Source organism: Streptomyces sp. NPDC086023, from assembly GCF_044540325.1.
Lineage (GTDB): Bacteria > Actinomycetota > Actinomycetes > Streptomycetales > Streptomycetaceae > Streptomyces.
Genome location: NZ_JBITRX010000012.1, coordinates 16,225 through 43,007, shown reverse-complemented (window position 1 = coordinate 43,007; position 26,783 = coordinate 16,225). Strand labels below are relative to the sequence as shown.

The 26,783-nt window shown below is 71.8% G+C and carries 23 protein-coding genes; 9 read left to right on the top strand and 14 right to left on the bottom strand.

Annotated features, from left to right (window positions below; genetic code table 11):
• Nucleotides 1–60: 60 nt before the first annotated feature.
• Both ACIF6F_RS23430 and ACIF6F_RS23425 read left to right on the top strand, forming a co-directional pair.
• Entirely contained in the window at nucleotides 61–1,287 is a 1,227-nt protein-coding gene (locus ACIF6F_RS23430) for a chaplin (protein ID WP_399949639.1), read from the top strand.
• 201 nt (nucleotides 1,288–1,488) lie between these two features.
• Nucleotides 1,489–1,833 carry a hypothetical protein gene (locus ACIF6F_RS23425; protein WP_399949637.1) on the top strand — a complete coding sequence of 115 codons (345 nt, stop codon included), beginning with the start codon at nucleotides 1,489–1,491 and terminating at the stop codon, nucleotides 1,831–1,833.
• Between the two features lie 233 nt (nucleotides 1,834–2,066).
• Here ACIF6F_RS23425 and ACIF6F_RS23420 read toward each other — a convergent pair whose 3' ends face one another.
• Both ACIF6F_RS23420 and ACIF6F_RS23415 read right to left on the bottom strand, forming a co-directional pair.
• Nucleotides 2,067–2,306, bottom strand: a complete 240-nt coding sequence (locus tag ACIF6F_RS23420; protein WP_399949634.1) for a chaplin — start codon at nucleotides 2,304–2,306, stop codon at nucleotides 2,067–2,069.
• A gap of 122 nt (nucleotides 2,307–2,428) precedes the next feature.
• A complete protein-coding gene (locus ACIF6F_RS23415; protein WP_399949631.1) occupies nucleotides 2,429–2,929 on the bottom strand; it encodes a hypothetical protein in 501 nt (166 codons plus the stop codon).
• A gap of 182 nt (nucleotides 2,930–3,111) precedes the next feature.
• Between ACIF6F_RS23415 and ACIF6F_RS23410 the strand changes: the two genes are divergently transcribed.
• A complete protein-coding gene (locus ACIF6F_RS23410; protein ID WP_399949628.1) occupies nucleotides 3,112–3,522 on the top strand; it encodes a rodlin in 411 nt (136 codons plus the stop codon).
• Nucleotides 3,523–3,679: 157 nt separating this feature from the next.
• Here ACIF6F_RS23410 and ACIF6F_RS23405 read toward each other — a convergent pair whose 3' ends face one another.
• The gene (locus ACIF6F_RS23405) at nucleotides 3,680–4,327 is read right to left on the bottom strand and encodes a vitamin K epoxide reductase family protein (protein ID WP_399949625.1); all 648 of its coding nucleotides are present in this window, start codon (nucleotides 4,325–4,327) and stop codon (nucleotides 3,680–3,682) included.
• Nucleotides 4,328–4,414: 87 nt separating this feature from the next.
• Between ACIF6F_RS23405 and ACIF6F_RS23400 the strand changes: the two genes are divergently transcribed.
• Together ACIF6F_RS23400 and ACIF6F_RS23395 are read left to right on the top strand one after the other, a co-directional pair.
• Complete coding sequence (locus tag ACIF6F_RS23400) at nucleotides 4,415–5,452, top strand: P1 family peptidase (protein WP_399949622.1); 1,038 nt, start codon at nucleotides 4,415–4,417, stop codon at nucleotides 5,450–5,452.
• Between the two features lie 199 nt (nucleotides 5,453–5,651).
• Nucleotides 5,652–6,422 carry a DUF6227 family protein gene (locus tag ACIF6F_RS23395; protein ID WP_399949619.1) on the top strand — a complete coding sequence of 257 codons (771 nt, stop codon included), beginning with the start codon at nucleotides 5,652–5,654 and terminating at the stop codon, nucleotides 6,420–6,422.
• 51 nt (nucleotides 6,423–6,473) lie between these two features.
• Here the strand turns inward: ACIF6F_RS23395 and pfkB are convergent, their stop codons facing one another.
• From pfkB to ACIF6F_RS23380, 3 genes are all read right to left on the bottom strand, one after another.
• Entirely contained in the window at nucleotides 6,474–7,418 is a 945-nt protein-coding gene (gene pfkB / locus ACIF6F_RS23390) for a 1-phosphofructokinase (RefSeq protein ID WP_399949616.1), read from the bottom strand.
• Entirely contained in the window at nucleotides 7,415–8,176 is a 762-nt protein-coding gene (locus tag ACIF6F_RS23385) for a DeoR/GlpR family DNA-binding transcription regulator (RefSeq protein ID WP_399949613.1), read from the bottom strand. Before ACIF6F_RS23385 ends, pfkB begins: the two co-directional genes overlap by 4 nt.
• Before the next feature lie 152 nt (nucleotides 8,177–8,328).
• Complete coding sequence (locus tag ACIF6F_RS23380; RefSeq protein ID WP_399950175.1) at nucleotides 8,329–9,903, bottom strand: MFS transporter; 1,575 nt, start codon at nucleotides 9,901–9,903, stop codon at nucleotides 8,329–8,331.
• Nucleotides 9,904–9,977: 74 nt separating this feature from the next.
• Between ACIF6F_RS23380 and ACIF6F_RS23375 the strand changes: the two genes are divergently transcribed.
• Nucleotides 9,978–10,961, top strand: a complete 984-nt coding sequence (locus tag ACIF6F_RS23375) for a helix-turn-helix transcriptional regulator (RefSeq protein WP_399949611.1) — start codon at nucleotides 9,978–9,980, stop codon at nucleotides 10,959–10,961.
• A 76-nt stretch (nucleotides 10,962–11,037) separates the two neighbouring features.
• Here the strand turns inward: ACIF6F_RS23375 and ACIF6F_RS23370 are convergent, their stop codons facing one another.
• Complete coding sequence (locus ACIF6F_RS23370; RefSeq protein WP_399949608.1) at nucleotides 11,038–12,042, bottom strand: RNA polymerase sigma factor RpoD/SigA; 1,005 nt, start codon at nucleotides 12,040–12,042, stop codon at nucleotides 11,038–11,040.
• A gap of 536 nt (nucleotides 12,043–12,578) precedes the next feature.
• Between ACIF6F_RS23370 and ACIF6F_RS23365 the strand changes: the two genes are divergently transcribed.
• Nucleotides 12,579–13,223, top strand: a complete 645-nt coding sequence (locus ACIF6F_RS23365) for a Uma2 family endonuclease (protein WP_399949605.1) — start codon at nucleotides 12,579–12,581, stop codon at nucleotides 13,221–13,223.
• 6 nt (nucleotides 13,224–13,229) lie between these two features.
• On the opposite strand, the gene ACIF6F_RS23360 is transcribed toward ACIF6F_RS23365, so the two are convergent.
• From ACIF6F_RS23360 to ACIF6F_RS23350, 3 genes are all read right to left on the bottom strand, one after another.
• Nucleotides 13,230–14,018, bottom strand: a complete 789-nt coding sequence (locus ACIF6F_RS23360; RefSeq protein WP_399949602.1) for a dioxygenase — start codon at nucleotides 14,016–14,018, stop codon at nucleotides 13,230–13,232.
• Nucleotides 14,019–14,198: 180 nt separating this feature from the next.
• Nucleotides 14,199–15,746 carry an MFS transporter gene (locus tag ACIF6F_RS23355; RefSeq protein ID WP_399949600.1) on the bottom strand — a complete coding sequence of 516 codons (1,548 nt, stop codon included), beginning with the start codon at nucleotides 15,744–15,746 and terminating at the stop codon, nucleotides 14,199–14,201.
• A 110-nt stretch (nucleotides 15,747–15,856) separates the two neighbouring features.
• Nucleotides 15,857–16,546, bottom strand: coding sequence for a TetR/AcrR family transcriptional regulator (locus ACIF6F_RS23350; RefSeq protein ID WP_399950172.1), 690 nt, complete (start codon nucleotides 16,544–16,546; stop codon nucleotides 15,857–15,859).
• 275 nt (nucleotides 16,547–16,821) lie between these two features.
• On the opposite strand from ACIF6F_RS23350, the gene ACIF6F_RS23345 reads away from it, so the two are divergent.
• A complete protein-coding gene (locus tag ACIF6F_RS23345) occupies nucleotides 16,822–18,102 on the top strand; it encodes a M6 family metalloprotease domain-containing protein (protein WP_399949598.1) in 1,281 nt (426 codons plus the stop codon).
• A 194-nt stretch (nucleotides 18,103–18,296) separates the two neighbouring features.
• Here ACIF6F_RS23345 and ACIF6F_RS23340 read toward each other — a convergent pair whose 3' ends face one another.
• The 4 genes from ACIF6F_RS23340 to ACIF6F_RS23325 all read right to left on the bottom strand — a co-directional run bounded on the left by ACIF6F_RS23340 (nucleotide 18,297) and on the right by ACIF6F_RS23325 (nucleotide 22,470).
• Nucleotides 18,297–19,046, bottom strand: a complete 750-nt coding sequence (locus ACIF6F_RS23340; RefSeq protein WP_399949596.1) for a chaplin family protein — start codon at nucleotides 19,044–19,046, stop codon at nucleotides 18,297–18,299.
• 238 nt (nucleotides 19,047–19,284) lie between these two features.
• Complete coding sequence (locus tag ACIF6F_RS23335) at nucleotides 19,285–20,262, bottom strand: DUF1648 domain-containing protein (protein ID WP_399949594.1); 978 nt, start codon at nucleotides 20,260–20,262, stop codon at nucleotides 19,285–19,287.
• Nucleotides 20,259–20,606 carry a GntR family transcriptional regulator gene (locus tag ACIF6F_RS23330; protein ID WP_399949592.1) on the bottom strand — a complete coding sequence of 116 codons (348 nt, stop codon included), beginning with the start codon at nucleotides 20,604–20,606 and terminating at the stop codon, nucleotides 20,259–20,261. Before ACIF6F_RS23330 ends, ACIF6F_RS23335 begins: the two co-directional genes overlap by 4 nt.
• A gap of 457 nt (nucleotides 20,607–21,063) precedes the next feature.
• The gene (locus ACIF6F_RS23325) at nucleotides 21,064–22,470 is read right to left on the bottom strand and encodes an FG-GAP and VCBS repeat-containing protein (protein ID WP_399949590.1); all 1,407 of its coding nucleotides are present in this window, start codon (nucleotides 22,468–22,470) and stop codon (nucleotides 21,064–21,066) included.
• 556 nt (nucleotides 22,471–23,026) lie between these two features.
• Here ACIF6F_RS23325 and ACIF6F_RS23320 point away from each other — a divergent pair.
• On the top strand, nucleotides 23,027–26,749 hold the full coding sequence (locus ACIF6F_RS23320; protein WP_399949588.1) for a LamG domain-containing protein: 3,723 nt from the start codon (nucleotides 23,027–23,029) through the stop codon (nucleotides 26,747–26,749).
• The last annotated feature ends 34 nt before the right edge of the window (nucleotides 26,750–26,783 follow it).

The following is a 26,783-nucleotide window of genomic DNA, read 5'->3' as shown; positions in this document are numbered from 1 at the left end:
CCGGGGCCACCTTGACTTACACCGCACCGGCGGCGAGCGCCGGTAGACAGGGAAGGACCCATGCGACAGGTACTGAGCCGACAAGTACTGAGCAAGGGCGTACTCACCGCCGCGGCGGCGTCGAGCCTGCTGTCCCTAGGCGCCGGCGCCGCCTACGCGCACCCGGGCGCGAGCGCCGAGGCCTCGCACTCCCCGGGCGTACTGTCCGGCAACAGCGTCTCGGTACCGCTGACCGTCAGCCCGAACCTCTGCGGCAACTCGGCGGACGCCGCCTCGGCGCTCAACCCCTCGATGGGCAACCACTGCGAGACCGGCGCCTCCCACGAGCACCACCACTACGGCGGCTCGTACGGGGGCGGGTACGACTACGAGCGGTACCTGGAGCCGGAGGCGCGCGACTACGAGCGCTACCTCCGCCCCGCGCCCGAGCGGCCCGAGCCGCAGCACGCGCGGCCCGGGGCAGGTCCGGGCCGCGAGGACCACCGGCCCGGCCCTGGCACGGGCAAGCACCGCAAGCCCGCCCCGGCCCCCCAGGCCGGCCACGGGCACGAGCACGGGCCCGGGTACGGCGCCCCCGAGGAGGAGTGCGACGAGGAGCACGGCACCCCGCCCGCGCACCAGGCGCCCCCGAGGCCCGCGCAGCCCGAGCCGAAGCCTCAGCCCAAGCCGGCTCCCGTCCCGGAGACCGTCCCCGAGCAGGCCGTCCCCGCCCCTCCGCCGGTCATGCCGCCGGCCCCCGCGCCGGAGGCGAAGCCCGAGCCCCGTCCGGAGGCCGAGCCCGCACCGAAGCCGGAGCCGAAGCCCGACCACAAGCCCGAGCCGGTCCACGAGGCGAAGCCGCTGCCGGCCCCCGCCCCGGTCGAGGTCCCCGAGCCGCGTCCCCGCCGCGGCCACCAGGAGGAGGTCCCCGCCCCGGCGCCGGTCGTCGTCCCTCCGGCGGCACCGGCGCCCGCGCCGGCGCCCGCGCCCGTCCCCGCGGCCCCGGCGGCGCCCGCCCCCGTCGCCGAGGTTCCGGCTCCCGCCCCGGCCGTGGACGTCCCCCGGGCCGACCAGCCCCCCTCGGCGCCCGAGGAGGACCGCCCGGTCGACCTGACCCCGGCACCCGCACCCCACGAGGCGGCGCCGGCTCCCGCTCCGGCCACCGAGTCCGTCCCGGCGGCGCCCGCCCGCCAGGTCCCCGTCCTCGCGGCGACCGGAGCGACCGGAGCGACCCTCCCCGCGGCCGCCCTCAGCGCGGGGCTGCTGCTCGGCGGGGCCGTCCTGTACCGGCGCTCCCGAATCGCCTGACCGGGCATTCGGCCGCAGCTTTGCCGGTAATCGAAAAAGGTGAATAAATATCGGCCGGAGAATCCGTCAGGATTCTCCGGCCGATCACTTGTCCGAGCGGCCGGGCAAGAAAGCGGTGGACGCGGAGTTTCCGCAGCCGCGAGGAATCGTTGTGCATGACGGAAGTGGCGCGACGGTCGCCGCTGGAGAAAGGGATCCCAAATGAAGTTCTCGAAGGTCGCCGCTGTCGTCGCCGGTTCCGTGGCCGCACTCGGTGCCGTCACCCCCGCGTTCGCCGCCGACGACATGCAGCCGATGAGCCTGAACGGCGGGGCGATGGACGCGGTCGCCGCGACCGCCCCGCTGTCGGAGAACCTCCCGCTGCACCTCGAGAACGCGCTGGAGGAGCAGGGATCCGTGCTGCACTCCGCCGTCGAGGGGGCCGAAGGCGTCAACCGCCTCCGCAACAACGCCCCCAACGAGGTCCTGGGGACCCTGACCACCGCGACCGAGACCGCCCCGGTCGCGCCCCAGCTGCTCGGCGGTCTGAACATCAACCACGGTTGAGCCGGCCGACGTTCGCGCCGCCCCTCCGCACCGCCCGCACCGCCCGTGCCGCCGACTCCCGCGGCGCGGGCGGTCTTCGCATGCGTACGCAACCACGTACGCGGCTCCCCCCCCGCACGCCCGCACGCCCCGCACTCCCCCGCGCGCCTTCCGGAGCACCCCCGTCGCCCCGGAAAACGCGCGTGGCGCCCCCGGCCCGAGCCGGGGGCGCCACGGAGAACGCGTCGCGGGCGTCAGTCGTTGACGCAGTGGTTGCCGAACGCCGGGTTCAGCGCGGCGATCACGTTCACGGTGTTGCCGCAGACGTTGACCGGGACGTGCACCGGAACCTGGACCAGGTTGCCGGACAGAACGCCGGGGGAGCCCACCGCGGCGCCCTCCGCCGAGGAGTCGGCGACGGCGGAGCCGGCGGCCGCGCCCGCGGCGAGACCGGCGGTGGCCAGGACCAGGGCGGCCTTCTTGGCAGAGTTCATGGGAAGTGCACCTTCTGTTCGATGATCTGCCCCGATCCGGGGCTCACAACGAGGGGAACGGCGCACCGGCCAGGACGACACGGCCAGGAGGGAAACTCACCCTGTTCAGCCCAATAGTCAGCTCACGGGAGCTTGAGGTCGGGCACCGCAGGCAGTTGGACGGGCGCCGCCGCCGGGGGCTCCAGCGGTACGGCCGGAGGTTCCAGCGGTACGGCCGGGGGCTCCAGCGGGAGCTTCGGCGGCTCCAGCGGGAGCTCGACGGGCGGGAGCTTGGGGAGTTCGACGGGCAGCTCGATCGGCGGGAGCTTCGGCAGTTCGAGCGGCGGCAGCTTGGGCAGCTCGATGGGCGGCAGCTTGATGCCGCCCAGCATGCCGGTCAGCGAGCCGAGCAGGCTGTTGAGGGTGGCGGACAGACCCGCGAGCAGGTCGTCGAGCGGGCCCGCCTGTGCGGCGGCGGCCCGGTCCTCGACCTCCTCGCGCACGGACTGGACGGCGGCGACGCGCTGCCGCAGCTCCGCGTCGTCGTCACGGACCAGAGCGCTCGCGGGGGCGGCCGCGCCGAACAGCAGGGCGGCGCTCAGCGCGGCCGGGACGAGGACGCGGGGCGCCTTCTTGGGATGCATGGAACTTCCTTCGGTGGGGTGCGAAGACCGGGGACAACCCCCCTCGTCCACCGTGGGATCAGCGTCCACACCGCGCAACGCCCGCGGGCCGTTTGAGTGAAGCAGCGGAACCAACCCCCAGGAGGGGCAGTTGACCAGGACGCTCCATTAGCGGGCACTCGTGCGACAAAAGGACCAATCCCATGCTCAAGAAGATTATGGCCACTGCCGCGGTCACCGCCTCCGTGATCGGCACGGGCGCCGCCCTGGCTCCGCAGGCCCTGGCCATCGGCAACGACAACGGCACCACCACCTTCAACGGCAACGGCGCCTCGCAGGTCTACGGCAACCAGAAGACCCACGGCGACATGAGCCCGCAGCTCGGCCTGGTCCAGGGCACCCTCAACAAGCCCTGCATCGGCGTTCCGGCCAAGGTCAACGCCCAGTCGATCCTCGCCCTGGTCAACGTCGGCGTCCAGGACATCCCGGTCCTGTCCGCGCCGCAGACCCAGCAGTGCGCCGAGAACTCCACCCAGGCGAAGGGCGACGAGCCGCTCTCGCACATCCTGGACGACATCTCGGCGCTCTCCGGCAACGGTGCCGTCGGCAGCTGACCCCGCTCCACCTTCCGTCCGGGCTGACGCCCGTGGAGCGATGTGACGAGACCCGACGAGACCCCCGGCAGCCTCCAGCTGCCGGGGGTCTCGTGGTGAACGGCCCCGCACCGCGCGGGAGTACGGGCCCGGTGCGGGAGACCGGGCCCGTACGCCGTCAGCTCGTCCAGAACTCCCACCAGCGGGTCAGCACCAGCATCCCGATCACCCCGACGTGCAGCACCGGCGGCAGCCACGCGAACTCCGCCGCGGCCGCCCGCACCGGGGCCGGCGCCGGCAGCACCCCGGCCCGCACGTTGCGTGCGGTGGTGGCCCAGAACATCAGGAGCGTCGCGACCCAGGCCAGGCAGCACCACAGGCACAGCGCGTTGATCCGGTACAGGGACTGGAACATCAGCCAGGAGCAGAAGGCGACGCCGAACAGCTGGCCGGCGTTGAGGCCGAGCCAGAACCAGCCGCGGTACCGGGCCCCGGCCAACAGGCCCGCGCCCACGCAGACCACGACCCCGTAGGCCACCAGGCCCAGCATGGGGTTGGGGAAGCCGAACACGGCGGCCTGGTCGCTCTTCATGACGCTGCCGCAGGAGACCACCGGGTTGAGGCTGCACCCCGGAGTGAAGTTCGGGTCCTCCAGGAGGAGGAACTTGTCCAGCGTGATCACCCAGGAGGCCAGCAGGCCGGCCGCGCCCGTGATCGCCAGCAGCCAGGCCGTGCCCCGCTCGGAACCGGCCCCTTCGGACTCTCGTTGACCGTGCGACCGCCCCTGCTGACGGGGGATGGAGTCGCCCACTACGTTCGTTGCCATGCCCGCCATACTCCCGCATTCCCGGACAGACATGGGCTAACGTCGCGTCCTGGTACGCAAGTTGACGAGAACTGGTACTGATGACGCATGGACCGAGTAGACGCTCTGACCGATGTGACCGGGCTGCGGGTGGGGCACGCGCGGCTGGCCGGGGACGGCGCCCTGACGGGCACCACCGTGGTGCTCGCGCCCGAGGGCGGCGCCGTGGCCGCGGTGGACGTGCGCGGGGGCGGCCCCGGCACCAAGGAGACCGACGCGCTGGACCCGCTCAACCTGGTCTCCCGGGTCGACGCGGTGGTACTGACCGGCGGGAGCGCGTACGGACTCGACGCCGTGTCGGGGGTGATGGCCTGGCTGGAGGAACGCGGCCGCGGGGTCCGGGTCGGGCCCGACCCCTCGCAGGTGGTGCCGGTCGTGCCGGCCGCCGCGCTCTTCGACCTCGGGCGCGGCGGCGACTGGCGGGCCCGGCCGGACGCCGCGGTGGGGCGGGCGGCGGTGGAGGCCGCGGCCGCGTCGGAGCCCGGCTCACCGGTGGCGCAGGGCTCGGTGGGCGCGGGGACCGGCGCGGTGGCCGGCGGCCTCAGGGGCGGGGTGGGCACGGCGAGCGTACGGCTGGACTCCGGGGTGACCGTGGGGGCGCTGGTGGTCGTGAACGCGGCGGGCTCGGTCGTGGACCCGCTCACCGGGGTGCTGTACGGGCGGATGCTGGAGGGCAGGATCGCGTACCCGGCGGACCCCGTGCACGAGGCGGCACTGGAACGGCTGGCGGCGGCGGAGGCGGCGACCGCGGAGCGCGCGGCCGGCTACGTACGGCCGCAGCTGAACACCACCCTGGCCGTGGTCGGCACGGACGCGGCGCTGACCAAGGCGCAGGCGCGGAAGCTGGCGGGCACCTCGCACGACGGGCTGGCGCGTGCGGTGCGGCCGGTCCACCTGATGCACGACGGGGACACGGTCTTCGCGCTGTCGGCGGGCGGGCGCGAGGTGCCGGGCGTGGACGAGTTCAACGCCGTGCTGGCGGCCGGCGCGGACGCGGTGACGCGGGCGGTGGTGCGGGCGGTGGTGCACGCGGAGGGCGTGGACGGCCCCGGGGGCGTGTTCCCTTCGTACCGCGACCTGTACTGACCTGCCGCCCCGGCAGCCGGGGTCCGGGGGCCCGTCCGGGCCCCGGCGGTGGCGCGGGTGGCGGGGTACGGATCGGGCCGACCCCCGGGAACCTGCCGCGGATGCCGTACGTCTTTCCATAACCCGGGCGCGATGTCAGACCCAGGGGCTACGTTGAGCGTCCGTGAAGTGACAAGCTGCGACGGCCTGGAGACCCACCTTGAGCGATCCGTACGAGACAACCGAGGCGCACCTCGAGCGACTCCTCGGCCGCGCCCTCAACTCCTACGACCTGCCCGACCAGCTGGTCGAGCGCCTCGGCACGGCGCTCGCCCACAGCTCGGCCCTGTACTCCTCGCACCACAGCTCGGTGACCGGGCTGCACCGCGAGACCTTCCGGCACACCTACCTCCTGTCCGACGGCGAGGCGGTGTGCCTGTGGGAGCTGGCGTACCGCGCACCGGGCACGAGCCGGACCGAGCACGAGGTGTTCGCGAGCAGGGCGGAGCTCTGCCTGGCCACGAACCGCCTGTTCGGCGAGCAGTTCGACGTGGCGACGGCGGTGGCGGAGGCCCCGGACGCGCCGGACGACGCGGAGGACGACCTCGCGGTGCTCGGGGCGCTGTTCGCCCGGCCCGGCCTGCCGCGGCAGCGTCGGATGTACGCCGTGGACGAGTCCGCGGACCACGCGCGCCGGGTGCTGCGGCGCGCGGAGAACCCGGACCGGCCGGGTCCGGCGGTGGGGCGGCTGCTGGCCTCGGCGTACGCGCACCAGATCACCCAGGCGTTCGGGAGCCGGCAGTGCCTGGCGGACGGCCGGGACGCGGGGTTCACGCTGTACGAGCACGCGTTCGTGCTGCTGGACGGCACGGAGTTCAGCCTGTGGGAGGTCGAGCACACGGCCACGCCCGACGGGCGGCACATGTGCGAGGTGTACACGAGCGAGCAGGCGGCCCGGGGGGCGATGGAGCTGCGGGCCCGGGTGCGCTGAGGGGCCGGCTGCCGCGGTCCGGCCCGGCGGCGGGTCCGGCCCGGCGGTTCGTCAGGCAGGCTTCGACAGGGGGCGGTCCAGGGGGAGTTCGGTGGTGACGGTGACCGCCGCGGGGTCCAGGTCCGCGGGCGTGGGCATCGCGCTGCCGGGCAGCCGGACCGCCGCCGCACCGTGCGCGAGGGCCGAGGCGAGGGCCTCGGGGCCACGGCCGCCGGCGAGCAGGAAGCCGGCCAGGGCGGCGTCGCCGGCCCCGACGTCGCTGCGGACCGCGGTGACGCCGGCGGTGCCGTAGTACGTGCCGCCCGCCTCCAGCAGCAGTTGCCCGTCGGCGCCGAGGCTCGCCAGGACGGCCGCGGCGCCGCGGTCGCGGAGTTCGCGGGCGGCGGCGACGGCGTCGCCGACCGTGATGAGCTGCCGGCCGGTGGCCTCGGCGAGCTCGTGGGCGTTCGGCTTGACCACCTCCGGGCGGGCCGGGAGGGCGGCGAGCAGGGCGGGGCCCGCGGTGTCGAGGGCGACGCGGGCGCCGGCCTCGTGGGCGCGGGCGGCCAGGTCGGCGTACCACCCGACGGGCAGGCCGCCCGGCAGGCTGCCGCAGCATGCGATCCAGTCGGCGTCGGTGGCCTGGTGCCGGACGGTGCCGAGGAGGAGGTCGGCCTCGGCGCCGGTGAGCGAGGGACCGGCCGCGTTGATCTTGGTGAGGGTGCCGTCGGGCTCGGCCACGGAGATGTTGGAGCGGGTCTGGCCGGCGATGGCCACGGCCGTCACGTCGATGCCCTGGCCGCCGAGGAGTTCGGCGATGAGGGTGCCGGGCGGCCCGCCGAGCGGGAGGACGGCGACGGTCCGGCCGCCGGCGGCGGCGACGGCGCGGGAGACGTTGACGCCCTTGCCCCCGGGGTCGACCCGGTCGGCGGTGGCGCGCAGCACGGCACCGCGTTCCAGGGCCGCGACCTCGTAGGTGCGGTCCAGGGAGGGGTTGGGCGTGACGGTCAGGATCATACGAGTGCGACTTCCGTACCGGCGGCCTCGATGGCCGCCTGTTGGGCGGGGTCCAGGCCCGCGTCGGTGATGAGCAGGTCGACGTCCGCGAAGCCGCCGAAGCGGGCGAAGTGCTCCTGGCCGGCCTTGGCGGAGTCGGCGAGGAGGACCACGCGGCGGGCGGCGTGCAGCGCGGCGGTCTTGACGGCGGCCTCGGCGAGGTCGGGTGTGGTCAGGCCCCGTTCTGCGCTGAAGCCGTTGGTGGCGAGGAAGGCGACGTCGGCACGGATCTCGGCGTACGCGCGCAGGGCCCAGGCGTCGACGGCGGCCCGCGTGCGCCGGCGCACGCGGCCGCCGACCAGGTGGAGGTCGATGCCGGTGTGGGCGGCGAGGCGGGCGGCGACCGGCAGGGCGTGGGTGACCACGGTGAACGCGGAGTCGACGGGGATGGCGGCGGCCAGCCTGGCGGTGGTGGAGCCGGCGTCGAGGATGACGCTCCCCCCGTCGGGGAGTTCGGCGAGGGCCGCGCGGGCGATGCGGTCCTTCTCGTCGGCGGCGGTGGCCTCGCGCTCGGCGAGGTCGGGCTCGAAGTCGAGGCGTCCGGCGGGGATGGCGCCCCCGTGGACGCGGCGGACGAGGCCGGCCCGGTCGAGGGCCTTGAGGTCGCGGCGTACGGTCTCGGCGGTGACCTGGAACTCCTCGGCCAGGGAGAGCACGTCCACCCGGCCCGCCGCACGGGCGAGGCGGAGGATCTCCTGCCGGCGCTCCGGAGCGTACATGGGGGTTTCGAGTCCGTTCGATGCCCGAATGTGTGGATTCGAGGCCAGACTACCCGCACGCAGGGCACAGAACAGACGAAACGGACATACCCGCCCGCGGCGGGGCGGGTATGTCCGTGGGGCGTGCGCAGCCGGCCGGGCCGGCGTCACGCTCAGCCGGCGGCGACCTTCACCGGCTCGCCGGTGCCGGCGGCCTCTTCCGTGCCGGCGGCCTCCTCGGTGCCGGCTTCGAGCGCGCCGGCCTCGGCCTCGTGGCCGACGCCCTGCTTCTGCCGCGGCGGCAGCAGGAACATCACGGCGAAGATCAGGGCCAGGACGCCCAGCACGTACCAGAGGGCGGTCTGGTAACCCTCGACGAACGCCGTGCCCGGGCCGACCTCGGGCAGCTTGTCGTCGATGACGGTGAAGAAGACCACCGAGACCAGGGCGAGGCCGAGCGCGTTGCCCACCTGGCCCATGGTGTTGATCAGGCCGGAGGCGGAGCCGGCGTGCTCACGCGGCACGTCGGCGAGGACGGCGTCCGTCAGCGGGGCGACGATCAGGCCCATGCCCAGCCCCATGACGACCAGCGGGAGGGCCATCTGCCAGGAGTGGATGGCGAGGCCGTAGCGGTTGGCCTCCCAGATGTAGATCAGGACGCCGATGGCCATGATCAGCGCGCCCGCCTGGAGCACCTTGCGGCCGAACCGCGGGACCAGCTTCTGCACGGAGATGCCCGCGGCCACGGAGACGGCCAGGGAGAAGGGGATGCCGGTGACGCCGGCATGCAGCGGGGTCCAGCCCAGGCCGATCTGCATGTAGAGGGTCCAGCAGAGGAAGAAGATGCCGAGCGCGATGCCGAAGGTCAGCTGGACCGCGATGCCGCCCGCAAAGCTCTTGATCCTGAAGAGGGAGAGCTCCACCAGCGGGGAGCCGTCCTTCCTGGTCTTGTGCCGCTCGTACGCGATGAAGGCGGCGAAGACGAAGGGGGTGGCGCCCATCGAGATGAAGCCCCACAGCGGCCAGTCCGCCTCGCGGCCGTGGGTGAGGGGGTAGATCAGCATGACCAGGCCGAGGGTGACCATCACGACGCCGACCAGGTCGAGGCGCAGCGCCTTGGGAGCCTTGGACTCGGTGATGAAGCGGTAGCCCAGGAGCAGGCCGGCGATGCCGACGGGCAGGTTGATCAGGAAGATCGGGCGCCATTCGAGGCCGAAGAGGTTCCACTCGGTGAGCAGCGCGCCGAGCATCGGGCCGGAGACGGCGCCGAGGCCGACGATCGCGCCGAACATGCCGAAGACCTTGCCGCGCTCGTGCGGCGGGAAGGTGACGTGGATGATCGCGAGCACCTGCGGGACCATCAGGGCCGCCATGCCTCCCTGGAGGATCCGGGAGGCGACGAGTATCTCGGGGCTGGCCGCGAAGCCGCAGAGCGCGGAGGCGGCGGTGAAGCCCGCGATGCCGACGAGGAACAGCCGCTTGCGGCCGTAGATGTCACCGAGACGGCCGCCGGTGATCAGACCGGCGGCGAAGGCGAGGGCGTACCCCGCGGTGATCCACTGGATCGCGGTGTCGGACGCGCCGAACTCCGTCTTCATGCTGGGCAGCGCGATGTTGACGATGGTGACGTCGACCAGGTCCATGAAGGCCGCGGTCATGACGATGGCCAGCGCGAACCAGCGCCGGCGGTCGCCGGCGTCGCCGGCTGTGTTCTCGGGTTCCGCCCCCGCCTGGGGCGTCTTCTTCATCTCGGTGCTCATGGGGGAACCGTAGACTGCGAGTAGGACAGATCGTGTCCTATTTCCCGGGGAACCTGGATTCCATGACCGATACACCCGCGCGCCTGCTGACGTTGCTCTCGCTGTTGCAGACCCCCCGCGAATGGCCCGGCCGCGAGCTCGCGGAGCGGCTCGGGGTCAGCTCCCGGACGATCCGCCGCGACGTGGACCGGCTGCGGGCCCTGGGGTACCCGGTCGAGGCCACGCTGGGCGCGGAGGGCGGGTACCGGCTGGTGGCCGGGGCCGCGCTGCCGCCGCTGGTCCTCGACGACGAGGAGGCGGTGGCGATCGCGGTGGGGCTGCGGGCGGGGGCCGGGCACGCCATCGAGGGCATCGAGGAGGCGTCCGTACGGGCCCTGGCCAAGTTGGAGCAGGTGCTGCCGGCGCGGCTCCGGCACCGGGTCGGCACCCTCCAGGCCGCGACCGTGCCGCTGACCCGGGGCGACGGGGCGAGCATCGATCCGCACACCCTGACCGCGATCGCGGGTGCGGCCACCGCCCAGGAGCGGCTGCGGTTCGCGTACCGGGCGGGGGACGGTGCGGCCTCGAAGCGCCTGGTGGAGCCGTATCGGCTGGTGTCGACGGGGCGCCGCTGGTACCTGGCGGCCTACGACCTCGACCGGTCGGGCTGGCGGACCTTCCGGGTGGACCGGGTGAGCGAGCCCTTCGCGACCGGGGCCCGGTTCACGCCGCGGGAGCTGCCGATGGGGGACGTGCTGGCCTTCGTGGCCCAGGCGGTACGGGGGCGGCAGGCCCCCGCGTACCGGGTGGACGTCTCCTTCGCGGCCACGGTCGAGGAGGTGGCCGCGGTGACGCCGGCCTGGGTGGGCGTACCGGAACCGGGGCCTGCGGGCACGGGCTCCCGGCTGCGCTTCGAGACCTCGGAGACGCTGGACTGGGTCGCGGTCCGGCTCGCGCTGACCGGCCTGCCCTTCACGATCCATTCGCCGGAGGCGCTGGTGGCGGCGGCGGGGGCGCTGGGGGCGCGGCTGGCGGCGGGGGCCGGTACGGGGGCGCGCGAGGGGTGACACCGGGTCCGGGAACGGGAGAGCCCCGGCACCTGGGGGGGATAGGTGCCGGGGCGGCTGGGGGGCGCCGGCCGCTCTAGGCGGCGGCGTCGAAGCCCGTGTCCCGGGCCATCTTCTTCAGCTCCAGCAGGGCGTGCTTCTCGATCTGCCGGATCCGCTCGCGGGTCAGTCCGTGCTGCTTGCCCACTTCTGTAAGGGTACGCTCCCGACCGTCGTCGATGCCGTAACGCATCTTGATAATCGACGCGGTGCGCTGGTCGAGCTTGCCGATGAGGTCCTCCAGCTCCTCGCTGCGCAGCAGTGCCAGCACGGACTGCTCCGGGGAGATCGCCGAGGTGTCCTCCAGCAGGTCGCCGAACTGGGTGTCGCCCTCGTCGTCGACGGACATGTTCAGGCTGACCGGGTCACGCGCCCAGTCCAGAACGTCGCCCACGCGCTGCTCGGTGGAGCCCAGCTCGGCCGCGATCTCCGCGTGCTCCGGGTCGCGGCCCTTCTCGCGGTTGAACTCACGCTGGACGCGGCGGATGCGGCCCAGCTCCTCGACCAGGTGGACGGGGAGGCGGATCGTGCGGGACTGGTCCGCTATCGAGCGGGTGATCGCCTGGCGGATCCACCAGGTCGCGTACGTGGAGAACTTGAAGCCCTTGGTGTAGTCGAACTTCTCCACCGCCCGCACCAGGCCCGCGTTGCCCTCCTGGATCAGGTCGAGCAGCGGCAGCCCGCTGCGCGGGTAGCGGCGCGCGACGGCGACGACCAGGCGGAGGTTGGACCGGATGAAGACCTCCTTCGCCCGCTCGCCGGCATCGGCCAGCGCCTGGAGCTCCTCACGGGATGCCCCGGCGGCGGCCCCGCCGTCCGTGTTCCCGGTGCCCTGCCCCTCCTCGTCGAGGATCTGCCGGGCGTACACGCCCGCCTCGATGATCTGGGAGAGCTCCACTTCCCTGGCGGCGTCGAGCAGCGGGGTTCGCGCGATCTCGTCCAGGTACATGCCGACCAGGTCGCGGTCGGCGATCTCCCCGCTGACGGCGCGAACGGTGTTGGCCGTGTCGGACTGGCGACGGGCGACGGCGCGGGTTGCCATGCGTGCTCCCTTGCGATGAGTTCGGTCGCGGTGTGGCTGGTGCGGCTCTGTCCGGGTGCCTCGACACTCTCCCGAGTGCCCTGCATCCGAAGGAGACAACGACCGGAATCGGGACAGAATTCCCACGCCGCGCCCCATTTTCGAGATCTTGCAGTATCCTGCCCCGCCCACACGGGGGCCGGACGCCACCTGACCACGAAGAGACGCAGGTCAGGCCGGGAGCGGCGGTCGGGCCGGAGGCCCCGCGGACACCCGAGACCCCGCTCCGATGAGACAGCCGTCACATCAGGTGCGGCGCGGATCCACCCCTCGGGCGACGCTGCCCGTACCTGCTCCCACACCCCTGAAGACGGCCGGAGCCACGTCCTGGTTGCCTGCGTGTACCCCCGGATCGCCCCGCCACCCGAGGACCGCCACCCGTCCGGGTGATCACAGGACCATTCCCCCGGCATATGCCGCCTCCCTCCCCTACCGTCCGGGTGTCGCTTGTGGCAGCGGGCCACCGACGCCCACACTTGAGGAGGAGGTGCCGCCCCATGACCGCTCTCGCCCACGAGCACGACGCTCCCGAAGCGAAGATGCCGCATCAGGACCTGGACGAGGTCCTGTGGCAGGCGTGGAAGGCGATGGAACTCCCCGAGGGCTACCGCGCGGAGATCGTCGAGGGGTTCATCGAGGTGTCGCCCACGGGTCGCTACTCGCACTCCCGGATCGTCAACCGTCTGCGCGACAGACTGAGTGCGTTCCTGGCGGGTTCGGAGTACGCCGCGCGCCAGGACGTGAACGTGATCCACGGCCGGAAGGTCTGGATCCCGGACGTGTTCGTCCTTTCCGAGGACGACGACGGACAGTACGTCACGGAGGACGGTCTCGGAGTCGATGCATCCGCCGTTCCGCTCGTCGTCGAGGTGGTCCCTCCCGGCCACGACAGCACGGCTCGGGACCGGGTCCGCAAGCGCCGCGCTTACGCCCGGGCCGGCATCCCGGTGTACGTGCTGGTCGACGACTACGACGGCCACGGCACCGTCAGCGTGCTGACCTCGCCCATCCCGGGCGAGGCCCGCTACACCGGGGAGCTGCGGGTCCAGTACGGCAGCGAGGTGGTCATCCCCGAGGGCCCCGCCAAAGGCTTCGTGATCGACGAGGCGATCACGGGACCGCCGCGGAACGCGATCGGCTAGGGACCCTCAGCCGAACTGCACGGACCGCTTCGCCAGGCCCATCCAGAAGCCGTCGATGACGTCGCGGCGGGCCGTGAGGTCGCCGGCGGCGTCGGCCGCGCCGAGGGTGACGAAGAGCGGGGCGAAGTGCTCCGTGCGCGGGTGGGCCAGGCGGCCGGACGGGGACTTGTGCTCGAAGTCCAGCAGCGCGTCCACGTCCCCGGCGGCCAGCGCCTCGTGACCCCAGCTGTCGAACTCCGCCGACCAGGCCGGCACGCCGGGTCCGGAGTGGCGCAGGGCGGCCAGGTTGTGGGTGAAGAAGCCGCTGCCGACGATCAGGACGCCCTCGTCGCGGAGCGGGGCCAGCCTGCGGCCGATCTCCATGAGGGCGCGCGGGTCGAGGGTGGGCAGGGAGATCTGGAGCACGGGGACGTCCGCCTCCGGGAACATCTCGACGAGCGGGACGTACGCGCCGTGGTCGAGACCCCGGTCCGGGATGTCCTGTACGGGGGCGCCCGGGGCCCGCAGCAGCTTCCGGACGGCCTCCGCGAGCCCGGGGGCGCCCGGGGCGTCGTACCGGACCCGGTAGTAGTGCTCGGGGAAGCCCCAGAAGTCGTAGACGAGCGGGACGGTCTCGGTGGCGCCCAGGGCGAGGGGCGCCTCCTCCCAGTGGGCGGAGACCATCAGGATCGCGCGCGGACGCGGCAGGTCCGCGGACCAGGCGGCCAGCTGACCCGGCCAGACCGGGTCGTCGGCCAGGGGCGGGGCGCCGTGGCTGAGGTAGAGGGCGGGCATGCGTTCCGGGGCGGTGGTCATGGGACCAGCGTAGACCCATTTAGTTCAAATTTGAAGAAGATGGTTCGAGGTTGAAGTGCTGCGGGTGCCGCGCCGAGGTCCGGACAGCCGTCCGCCCCGGCCACCGTCAGGTGTGGCCGGGGCGGACGGGTCAAGGGGTACCCGTGCCCGGAGGGCTTCAGTCACGTCGACGCCGCCCGGTCAGTGGGCGATCACCGGCACCTGCGGCTCGGAGCCCTCGGCCGCACCCGAACCCGCCACCGCGCCGGCGGCACCCGGCCGACCCGTGTTGATCATCGTGAAGGCGATCGCCGCGGAAGCCACGAGGATGCCCACGGCCCACCAGATGGCGCTGGAGTAGCCGTGCACCATGGCCTCGGCCTGGAGCGCCAGGGCGGCCTGCTTGCCGCCCGCCGCCTCGGCGGCGTGCGAGACCAGGTACCCGGTGGTCGCAGAGGCGGCAATGGTGTTCAGCAGCGCCGTGCCGATCGCGCCGCCGACCTGCTGCGAGGTGTTGACCATCGCGGACGCGACACCGGCGTCGACCGGGGCGACCCCGTGCGTGGCCAGCGACATCGCCGGCATGAAGGCCATGCCCATGCCGAGGCCCAGCAGCAGCTGCGCCGGCAGGATCAGCGCGGGGTAGGAGGAGCCGACCTCAAGCTGGGTCAGCAGCAGCATGCCCACGGCGGCGGTCAGGAAGCCCGGCCCCATCAGCAGGCGCGGGGCGACCCGGGTCATCAGACGCGCGCCGATCTGCGTGGAGCCCGTGATCATGCCCGCGATCATCGGGAGGAAGGCGAAGCCGGTCTTGACCGGGGAGTAGCCCTTCACGACCTGGAGGTAGTACGTCAGGAAGAGGAAGAGCCCGAACATCGCGATGACGGCAAGGCCGAGGGAGAGGTACACGCCACCGCGGTTGCGCTCGGTCAGGACGCGCAGCGGCAGCAGCGGCGAGCGGACCTTGGCCTCGGTGAAGACGAACGCGGCCAGCAGGACGGCGGAGGCCACGAACAGGCCCAGCGTCAGGCCGTCCGTCCAGCCCGCGGACTCGGCGCGGGTGAAGCCGTACACCAGGGAGACCAGGCCGAGGGTCGAAAGGACCACGCCCGGGATGTCGAGCGACGCGCGGTTGCGGCCGCCCTTGGGCTCGTGGATCACGAAGTACGCGCCGACGGCGGCCACGACCGCGAAGGGGATGTTGACGAAGAAGGTCCAGCGCCAGTTGAGGTACTCGGTGAGGAAGCCGCCGAGGATCAGGCCCACGGCGCCGCCGCCGCCGGCGATCGCGCCGTAGATGCCGAACGCCTTGGCGCGCTCCTTGCCGTCGGTGAACATCACCGCGAGGAGGGAGAGCGCGGCGGGCGCGAGCAGCGCGCCGAAGGCGCCCTGGAGCGCGCGGGCGCCGAGCATCATGGCCTCGCCGGTGGCCGCGCCGCCGAGGGCGGAGGCCGCGGCGAAGCCGATCAGGCCGGTGACGAAGGTGCGCTTGCGGCCCCACAGGTCGGAGATGCGGCCGCCGAACAGCAGCAGGCCGCCGAAGGCCAGGGCGTAAGCGGTGATGACCCACTGCCGGTTGGCGTCGGAGATGCCGAGGTCCTGCTGGGCGGAGGGGAGCGCGATGTTCACGATCGTCGCGTCGAGCACGACCATCAGCTGGGCGAGCGCGATGAACACGAGCGCTTTCCAGCGGCTGGGGTCGGCCTGCGGCAGGCCGCCGGGGGCCGGGGAGGGGGCTGTTTTGGACATGGGGGTACCCACTTCGTGATGCGGATCGGGAAGAACCCGAGAAAAAGGGCGAGTTGAAGATTCAGGCTCGGTGGAGGTCGGACCGGTGACCAGCCGCTAGGAGGTCGGCGTCATACGGACCCGCCTCGGGCGTCTCGGGTCGTGTCGGAGCGCCTCAGGTCGTCGAGCGTGGCCGCCATGCCCGGGAGTTCGGAGCGGGCCGGCGCGCGCAGCCCGTCGAGGAAGATCTGCAGGTGGCGGTGGACGTAGCGGTCGAACGACAGACAGCCGCTGCCCGGCAGCGGGCGGCTGAGCTGGGAAAGGGCCACCATCAGGTCGCCGACGGCCACGTCCGTGCGCAGCAGTCCGGCGTCCCTGCCCTCGGCCATCACCCGCTCGACCGCGCCCTCCAGGCGGTCGCGCGCGGCCAGGAGCTCGGGGTGCTCGCGGTCGAAGCCGTCGGAGAGCATCGGGCACAGGGCACCGATCCGCTCGTCGGCGGCCGAGTGGACGAAGCGGCGGAGCGCGGCGAAGGCGTCGGGCTCCTCGGCGCGGGCGGTCTCGACCTGGTCGGCGACCCGGTCCATGACGTACAGGACGACGTGGTGGACGAGGAGCTTCCGGTCGGGGAAGTGGCGGTAGAGCGTGGCGTTCCCGACGCCGGCCCGGCGGGCGATCTCGTCCAGCGGGGCGTCGGACCCGTGCTCCACGAAGACCTCACGGGCTGCGACCAGGATGCGCTCGCGGTTGCGCAGGGCGTCGGCACGGGGGCGGGGTACGCGGTGGGGCGGGCCCGCCTGGCCCGTACTGCCGATGTCCATGACTGGCGCCTGCACGGCGTCCTCCTCGCTGATCAGGCCCTTCCCCCGTGCCGCACCCGCGACGAACAAACCGGGGAACGACTCCCCGCTTCGGGGACAGTCATGCAAACGGGGAGGGAGTCCCCGCTTATTTCACTCGCCCGTGTGACCTGAGTCACATCACACCCCACGTTCGGACGACTCCGGCGAGCGGGCTCGCGAGCGGCGGCAGAGGGTGATCGCACAGGCGCCATCCGGGACGGGCCGGGCGGCCGACGAGGCACGAGGGCGGCGGCATGGCGCAGATCCGGCACCGCATATGCAGACACCGCCGCACCAGTGCGTACATCGGCCTCACCGCACTGGCGCTCGGAGTCACCGCAACCGCGAGCACCGGCATCTCCCACCACGGCCACTCGTCCCCGGGCCCCGTGGCCGCCGCGAACGAGACGGCGACCCTCGCGCCCTGCCGGATCTCCGGCTCGATGGGCGTCCAGATGTCCGAAGGGCTGCCCACGCCACCGGGGTACTCGCGCTCCACGGGCGAGGTGCGGGCGCTGAACCTGATGGTCGACTTCCCCGACGCCAAGGGCGAGGGGACCGCGGCGGACCGGCTCGCCGAGTTCTTCCCGCAGACCTCGGACTGGTTCCGGACCAGCTCGTACGGGCGGCTCAGCTACCGGCCCGAGGCGCCGATACGGCAGTGGCTTCGGATGCCGATGCCGTTCGCCGCGTACGGGATCGAGCGCGGCGCCCCGTACGAGCCGGGGTACCGGCAGCTGGTCCAGCACATCGTGGCGGCAGCGGACGACGAGGTGGACTTCAGCAGGTACGACCTGGTCAACATCCTGGTCACGCCGAACGCGGGGCCGTCGGCGCTGGACACCGTGCTGTCGGTGACCTTCTCGGGGAACACGGACGCGCCGGTGGCGGACGGGGTGCCGCTCGCGAACACCTCGTTCGTCTACAGCCGCCAGGACGACGGCTCGGGCTCGTACCGCGAGACCGGCTACCGGGTGCTGCCGCACGAGAACGGCCACGTCTTCGGGCTGCCCGACCTCTACACCGCGGACGGCGGCGGGGCCGTCGGGCACTGGGACATCATGTCCGAGGACTGGGGCGCCAACAACGACCTGCTGGGCTGGCACAAGTGGAAGCTGGGCTGGCTGGACGCGTCACAGATCAGCTGCGCCTCCAAGGCGGGGACGAGCGACCACGTCCTGTCGCCGCTGGCGGTGGCGGGCGGCACGAAGCTGGCCTTCGTGCCGACGTCGGAGTCGGCGGGGTACGCGGTGGAGGTGCGGACGCGGGCCGGGAACGACGAGGCGGTCTGCAAGCCCGGCGTACTGATCTACAAGGTGGACTCGGACGTGGACACCGGGCGCGGGCCGGTGACGGTCTCGGACAGCACCCGCGACAGCGGGGGCTGCACGCGCCGCCCGAACGTCCATGCGGAGCTGTCGGACGCCCCCTTCTCCCCGGGCGAGACCTTCACGGACGACGAGGCCGGCATCTCGATCTCGGTGGTGGGCCAGCTCCGCACCGGGGCGTACCAGGTGCGGGTGACGCGGCCGTAGGGAGGGGACGCGGCCGTGGCGCGGGGACACGGCCGTGGCGTGGGGCCGGGGTGTGCGGCGGAGGGCTGTGCGGCAGAGAGCGTACGGCTGGGCGGGCGGCGGCACGGTCGCGGCCGCCCGCCTGCACCGGGGGTGAGGGTGGGCGCGTAAGCGCATTGGCGCATTAGCGCGTTAGCGCATTAGCGCGTTGCGGCTCAGGCGCCCTGCTGGGGCGACGCCGCGCCGCGGCGCGTCCGCCCGCGCATCCCCGCGTACAGCGCGCCGCCCCCGAGCACGGACATCAGGCTCAGGCCCGCGACGCCGAGGCTGCCCTCCTCCACGCCGGTACGGGCCAGCTCGCCGGTCGTACGTACCGGGACCTCGGCGGGGAGCGGCTCCGGGAGAGGCCGGGGGGCGGTCGGCTCCTGCGGCCGGACGGGCGCCGGCGGCACCACGCGCGTCGTCGGCTCCTTGACGGGCGGCTGCTTCACCGGCTCGACGGGCTGCTCCGGCCGGACCGGCTCGACGGGCTCCGCGGGGCCGTTCTCCGCACCGTTGCCGAAGACGGGGTTGCCGACGCCCACCAGGTTCACGGAATTGCCGCTGGCGTTGACCGGCACCTTCACCGGGAGCTGGACGAGGTTCCCGGTCAGGACGCCCGGCGAATCCTTCACGCTGCCGGACGTACTGGAATCCCGCGCCGGCGTACGGTCCTTGGCGCCCCCGCCCTTGTGCGCGCACGTGTTGCCGGCGGCCGGGTTCAGCAGGCCCGCCACGTTCACGGTGTTCCCGCACACCTGCACGGGGAGCTGCACCGGCAGCTGGATGCCGTTGCCGGAGACGAGCCCGGCCGAACCGGCCGCCGAGCCGTCCGCGTGGGAGTCGGCACTGACCGGCCCCGCCAAGGCCATCACGCCTGACGCGGCCGCGATGGTGATCACGCTGTTCCGATTGGCCCGTCTCATCGGTCCCTGCCTTCCGGACGAAATCGCGGCTACCCGCGGTCGCCAGGTGAAACGGCCGGCGGACCGGGAGGGTTATGGCTTGTCAGCCTTTCGCCCCCTATGCGGCATTCGAACGGACCGGCGAACCGACCGCCGAACGGGCGAGTGCGGGAGGGCGCACCCCGCAAGCGCGGAAGGTCGCACACGAGCGACCCACGGCAGCCCGCGCTCCCCCGCCTCCGCCCCTCCCGAACCCCCTTCACGTGTCCACGCGGCCGCCCGCGGAGAGGGCGTTGATCAGCGCGGCGCCGCGCCCCGCGTCGTCGACGCTCACGGCGAACTCGGCCCCCTTGCGCGGCCGGACGACCAGGCACTCGCCGGACCGGAGCATGACGGTGGTGCCGAGTCCGCTCAGGCGGTAGCCCCAGCCCCCGACCTGCGCCGGGGAACGCGTCTCGGAGCGCGCCGAGACGATGTCGCGGGCCGCCCAGCGACGCACCGGCCACCCGAGCGGGCCGAACGACACCTCCAGCCCGGCTTCCGTCACGCACGCCTGCACCGAGGAACACGCGAGCACGCAGAGCGAGGCGATCGCGAAGGGGGCGATCAGGCCCCACTGCACACCGACCAGCCCACCCGCGGCCGCCACGGCGGCAGCCGCGGCAACCAGGCCGGTGACCGCCGCGACGAGGTGGAGCCAGGGGTTGGACGTACGGGAGAGCCAGACGCGCCGCTCCCCGCCGGGGATCTCCATGACGTCGCCCGCGGCGGGCTGCGCCGGCTGGGCGGGAAAGGACGCGCGACGGCCGACCAGCCACCCGAGCGCGCCCGCCACCACGGCGGCGACCGCCGTGATCGCAACGCCCGACCCGACCGAACCCACGTCCCGCCAGTCCGTCCGGTCCAGGTTGGCCCGTACGACGAACGCCTGGACACCGGCCAGGAGCACCCCTCCTGACACCAACGCGACACCGCCCCACGCCCCGGCCGACTCGCCTGCCCGCCGTCCGGCCAGAGCCGCCACGAAAGCCAGGACGCCCCAGACCAGCACCGGGAAGGCAGCCGCCGCCCACAAGGGCATCGAGCCGTCCGGCCCACCCGTCCCCCAGTGGGTGGCGAGCCGCCCGGGCAGCCTCCCCCGCGCGACAACGGGCAGCGCCGCCAGGAAGACCGCCACCCCGGCCACCCAGGTCACCACAGCCCACCGGGCACCCTTCGCCCCCGTACGCACGATCACGAAAGCCCCCTGATCATCTCGACCACGTCGTCCCTCCCGTACCCGGCCCGCGCCGCGTCGGCCACCAACTCACGGACCCGCTCCACGAGCTGCGCCCGCTGATCGGCGGCCTCGGCCACACTGATCCCCCGACCGCGCCGGAACTCCAGCACGCCCTCGTCGCGCAGGGCGCGCAGGCCGCGGAGCACGGTGTTCGCGTTCACACCGAGCGCCCGCGACAGATCGCGCGCGGGCGGCAGCCGGTCGCCCGGCGCGCACTCCCCTTCGGCAACGGCCCGCCGAATCGCCCCGGCGACCTGCTCGTGCAGCGGCCGACTGTCACTCGCGTCCAACTTCAGCAGCATGATGCCAATGAAGCTAGCACCATCCCCGCCATCCCGCGGAATCACCGCCCCTCCCACGCCCCGACCCAGCACGCGCGTATTGCCGCCTGCGGATCATGCGCCACCCGCTACACTGACCGCGGTGGCCACACCCTCACGGGCTGCCACCACGCCTTCCGCCTTCGTAGGGCTTGGAGATAACCCCAGAAGTGCAGGTCAGAGCCCTGCGATGGGAGCGACGCGAAACGCCACCCCGGCCCCTGCGGAACGTACTGCGTATCAATGCAGGTCACCGAGGCGGTTGCGCTCATCTTGGCGGTACACCGCTCCGAACACCTTGTGGGTCACTCTGATGGCGGAGTGCCCGCCGCAGCCCATGCGTCCGATCCTGCGAGTCGCGGCCATCATCCGGCCTGCGGCACGTTCCCCTCAGCCCCACCCGCACACGCAGCAGGTGGGGCCGACAGGCAGGATGCCGTCACCGTGTGAGGACAGCCCCGAACTTCGTTTCGCCGATGGGGCTGCCGAAGCCGGCGAAGTCGGTCGGCCTGAACGACGTCGCACCAGTGCCGGTGACGCCGGAAGATCCCGAGGGAAGCTTCCAGACCCGGCCGCCGAACTTGTCCTGGCCCGGACCGCCGACGTAGACCTCGCTGTGCCCGTCGTTGTCGCTGTCGATGGCGCTGACGGCGGTGCCGAACAGGTCGAACTCCTCGCTGGCGGTGGGGACACCGGAGGTGTTCTGCGTGATCAGCTTCGCGCCGGTGGTCGTGACGCCGCCGGCGCTGCCGCGCAGGACGGTCACGGCGCCGGTCCAGCGGGTCCCGTCGGCCGCGGCCTCGCGGGGGGCGCCGATGACGATGTCGGCGTAACCGTCGCCGTCGGTGTCACCCATGGCCACCGCCACTCCCCATTCGTCGGCGCGGTCGTTCGTGCCGGGGACACCGGCCGTGGACTGGCGGTAGGTCCTGGCCGGGATGGTGGTGCTGAAGCCTTCCGGCCCGCCGTAGGCGACGTGGATGCGCCCGATCAGATTGTCGCCCGAACCAGGGATGCTCCCTGCGACGAAGTCCCGGTAACCGTCGCCGTTGATGTCCCCGAAGGCGGCGTTCTTCCAGTAGCCGGGCTTGCCCCAGTCGGGCGACAGAGAGTTGGCCTTGACGAACGCTCCGGTGGACGTGCCCTTGTAGACGATGTTCGTGATCCTGTAGTTGGCGTCGGCAACCTGCGTCACGACGTCGGCGCGGCCGTCATCGGTGATGTCACCGACGGCCGGATGGACCGCCAGGAGGCGGTCCAGTACACCGGTGGCGCGGTATTTGGTCGTGGTGGGCTTCCCGGTGGTTCGGCTGAACGGTCCGAGCATGGTCCTCAGTCCGGTCCCGGTCTGGGCGCCGATTCCGAGGTAGCCCTTGCCGGCGATGTCGGCGATGCCGTCGCCGTTCACGTCCGCCACCGAGGCCCGCTCGGGGGTGAGACGGGAGACGGTCGTGGATGGCACGCCGGCCGGCACCAGCGTGCCGCCGGACAGGCCCGCCTTGCCGCCCCACAGCACCAGGTACTGGTACTTCTCGGCCAGCCTGCGCCCGCTCACGAGCAGATCGTCGAAGCCGTCACCGTCCAGATCGCCGTGGCCCTGGATCGCCCCCCAGTCGTGGCCGTAACCCGGTGTGCCGGGCACCCCGGGGCTGGCCTCGGTGATCAGGGCCGAGTTCTGCTTCCCCATGCCGGCAGCGGAGCCGTACAGGACGCCGATGGCACCCGCGCGCTCCGAGCCGTTGATCACCGCGTACGTCGCGGAGATGGCGAGGTCGGAGAAGCCGTCACCGTTGAAGTCGGCGGAATCGACCCCGGCACCCTTCAAGGCGCTGGAAGCCGACGTCACACTGGCGACGGCCGAAGACGGGCACGCCGCCGCAAAAAGCGCCATGGAACACAGACCAACCGCTCCAACCCTACGCACACTCACGCGAATCCCCCCACGCCTTTCAAGGTCATATGTGGAGTGGAGATGAAATCACACGCCTTCCAACAAGAGCTCACCCCCCTTGAATGGGCTCATGTCACACGCTCAGCCGGAATCCCGTTCGCCTTGGCGGCCACGCCTGTTCGGGCCTTCTCCCGGCCCGCACCTCATGGGCGACGAACGGTGGATCGTCGCAGATCGGCGGCAGTTCTGGCTATCCGGGGCGCAGATCGCCATAAACAATCCAACAGTCCCTATCTCCCGAATCCCCTTAAGGCGCACCAATAATGGAAGGACGGTCAATTCGGACGATCGGGCCAGTTTGCTCATCCTCGATGACACGCTGCCGGCTCGAACCAGGGGCGGCGGGCCGAGTGTCATACGTGGGACCTACATTTACAACTCAGACCTGTCGTGAATTGCAGGTTGCACACTGAGGGTTCGGGGGAGCCCTCTTGATATTTTTGGGGGGATAGTGGCCGAAAAACGCCATAGAAGACTAAGCCTCGTCCTGAGTGCGGCCCTCGGCGTGACGCTGGTGGCGGGCATGGCGCCTGCGATCGGCGCGACCGCCGCCGACACCGTCCCGGAGGCGCAGTCCGAGGCCGAGCGGGCCCTGGTGCAGGCGACGGAGACCGGAAAGCCGGTTGAGGTGGTGGGCGAACGGAGTGAGTTCACCACCACGTACGCCAACCCTGACGGAGAATCCTTTCAGCTAGACCAGTCGGCAGTCCCGGTCCGGGTCAAGACGGATGCGGGTGGTTGGATGGCCCCTGACGCGACACTTGAAGTGCGCCCGGACGGGACCATTGGCCCCAAGGCTGCCGTGGTGGACGTGAGCTTCTCCAACGGCGGTGCCGGAACGGACCTGGTTGAACTGGCAGAGGGCGAGCGCACACTGGCCCTGGGCTGGCCCGGGAACCTTCCCAAGCCCACCCTTGACGGCCCGAACGCTACGTACCAGGAGGTTCTTCCTGGCGTCGACCTGCGGATGACCGCCACCGTCGAGGGCTACCGCGAGGTGCTGGTGGTCAAGACGCCACAGGCTGCCGCGAATCCGGCCCTGAAGCGCATCGAGTTCTCCCTGAAGTCCGACGGGCTGGCAGTTGCTGGCTCCAAGGAAGGGGGCATCACCGCTACTGACAGCGACGGGAAGGCCGTCTTCGCTGCGCCACCAGCCCTGATGTGGGACTCGAGCGGGGACGCGAGCACTGGCGACACGGCGGTGGCCGAGACCCAGAGCCGCGTCAAGACCGCCGCCTTCACCACCGTGTCCGCGGTGAGCTCAGCCGCTGAGGACTCCCCGACGGAGACATCCGGCATGGCGGAGTCCTCGCTCGACGGCCCGGACCAGGATGACGCCAAAGCCGACGTGCCCGTCGACGTAGACCACGACTCGGTCACCGTCGTCCCCGACGCCGACATGCTTGCCACCACGGAGCCGTCAGCGTTCCCGATCTACATCGATCCGAACTTCGAGGAGTCGAACGAAGTAGAGCGGTTGCTGCTGCGGAGCGACGGCTACGAGAACTACGGCTGGGGCAACGGCGACGACAACCTGGGCAAGGGTGTCGGCAAGTGCGGTTCGTGGAACGGGGAGCCGTGTGGTCCCGGATACGTGCAGCGCTTGTACTTCGAGTTCACACCCGCGTTCCTGCGCGGGAAGATCGCTCTGGACGCTACCTTCCGCATCACGGAGCCGTGGGCCTTCCAGTGCGAGCCTCGCAACGTGTGGCTGGTGCGCACCGCATCGGAGATCACGAAGTCGACCACGTGGTCGACCAAGCCTGCGTACAAGGACCTACTGGGCGACCGATGGGTCTCGGCAGGCCGCGGCTCCGCTTGTGACCCCAACTCACCTGCGGCGCCGATCGAGTTCAACGACAACCCGGACGAGCCGGACGAGAACCTCACTCCTACCGTGCAGGACTTCGCCGACGGCAAGTTCGACCGGCTCACGCTGGAGCTTCGCGCGGAGGACGAGACGGACACCAGCGCCTGGAAGCGGTTCCGTAATGACGCCGTCCTGAGTGTGAAGTACACCGGCCGCCCCGGGCTGCCCACCGGAGTCGCAGTCCGCGAGGGTGGATCGGGCGGGGACTGCGCGAAGGACCCCGGCAAGCCCATGGTCATCTCGGAGACCAAGCCGACCTTCACAGCCCTGGCGCAGACTGCGCCTGGAGGCGAGACGTCAGCGTACCTGCGTGTCGTGATGCTGGTGGAGAAGCAGAACGGTGACGGTAGCTGGACGCGTGTCGGGGATACCGGAGACCGGAACTGGCCCCAAGCACCCGCCTATGCCACAGACGGCAAACCTGTCACGCACGACTCTCTGGACACTCTGCTCAATGGCCCGCTGTACCGGTACCGCGCCTGGGTGCGGTCCTACACAGATGCCACCTCGTCCCGTTACTGGGGCGGCCCCATCACCCCTGGCTGCTACTTCCAGGTGGACACCCTCAAGCCGAAGCCCCCGGTGGTCGAGTTCGTCTCGACCTACACCGAGTGCCTGGAACAGGACCCGACCAAGGAAGGCGACGAGTGCGCCCCGCACGGTGGCCCGGGTCGTGGCGGTGACTTCAAGTTCAAGCCTGCCTCGGGAGACGTGAACACCGCATACCGGTACCGCCTCAACACTGACACGAAGAGCGACTGGTCCGACCCGATCAACGGCGCCGCGCCCGAGGTGCGGGTGGTGCCCAATACCTCTGGCCTCGTGACGCTGTACGTGCAGGCTTTCGACGGCCTGGCGTGGGGGGCTCAGGCGGATGTCTCGTTCAACGTGGCTCGTCGTGCCGCACCGGTGGGTCACTGGAACTTCGGCGAGACCTCCGGCCCTGCGCTCGATACCGATCCGCTGACCACGAATCCGGAAAAGGCGGTGTCGGACCCTGATGACGCCGCGACCTTGGCCGGTGGCGCCTCGCGCCCGAGCGATGGGCGACGGGGCTGGCTCCCCAAGTACGACTACGAGGACCGGGCCCTGAAGCTGGACGGAACCAGCGCGTACGCCGCGACCCAGGACCGGATCATCAGCACTCAGTCGTCGTACTCCATCTCGGTATGGGTGCGTCCGGACCGGGTGGACAGGACGTTCTCCGTGCTGGGCCAGGCCGGCGACTACATGAGCGGCGTATCCATCTCCCACCACGCAGGCGCGACGTGGTCGGTCCGTCTGCCCACAAAGGACGAGCCCGGCGCAGACATCAGCACCAACGTGGTGATGGCCAAGCGTCCCGCCGTGGCGGGAGTGTGGACCCACATCATGGCCACATACAGCGCGTCGTCGAACATGCTGCGCTTCTACATCAACGGCGAGAAGCAGGGTGAGACCGAGGTACTCCACCCTGTATGGGCCGGAGGTGGGATGTCGTTCGGGAGAATCAAGTACCAGGGCAATTGGGTGGACTACTTCCCCGGTCTGATCGATGAGGTAACGGTCTGGCAAGACCTTCTCACTCCGGAGGAGATCAAGGCCGAGGCCAAGCTGCGTGACCCGGATACGGATGGGGCCTTCGCAGAGCTGGTCGCCAACTGGAACCCGGAGGGACCCACGGGCAGCACCCTGAGCGACACCTCGGGCTACAACCGTGACCTGGCCTTGTCATCGGGCGCCGCCCTGAGCGGCGAGTACCTCAACCTGAACGGCACCAGTGGGGCAGGCACCCTACCGGCCCCCGCACTGGACGACACGGGTTCGTTCACCGCCACGGCCCGGGTCGAGCTCGATCACGACAAGCTGATGTCCCTGCCGGTCAACACCAAGGTGCATGTCATGGGCCAGCGGACGTCCGCGGGTTCCGCGTGGAGCATCTGGTACGAGAAGACCGGTGTGGTCATGGGCAGGGATGCGGACCTCAATGAGGTGCCGGTCGACGTCAAGGGCAAGTGGCACTTCGGCCGTCTCGGCTCCACGTCCTACACCTCGGCCTCAAGCAACACGATCGAGGGGACCTCCCAGCTTCAGGTGACCGGTGTCTTCGACGCACAAGAGGGCGAGATATCCCTCTACCTCGGGGACGGGATCCACGAGCGCGGGCAGGAGTTCACCGCCCAGGCGGGCAACGGCACGTTCGCCGTCGGCAAGGGCTACGTCGGAGGCCAGTGGGGCGGCTACCTCCCCGGCCGGATCCGCGAAGCACGCCTGTGGGTGGGTGCCTTCGATGACAACCAGATCGGTACCCGCGTAATCACCTGAGCCGAGCCGTCCGTCCCCGGGCCCGCCAAGTCAG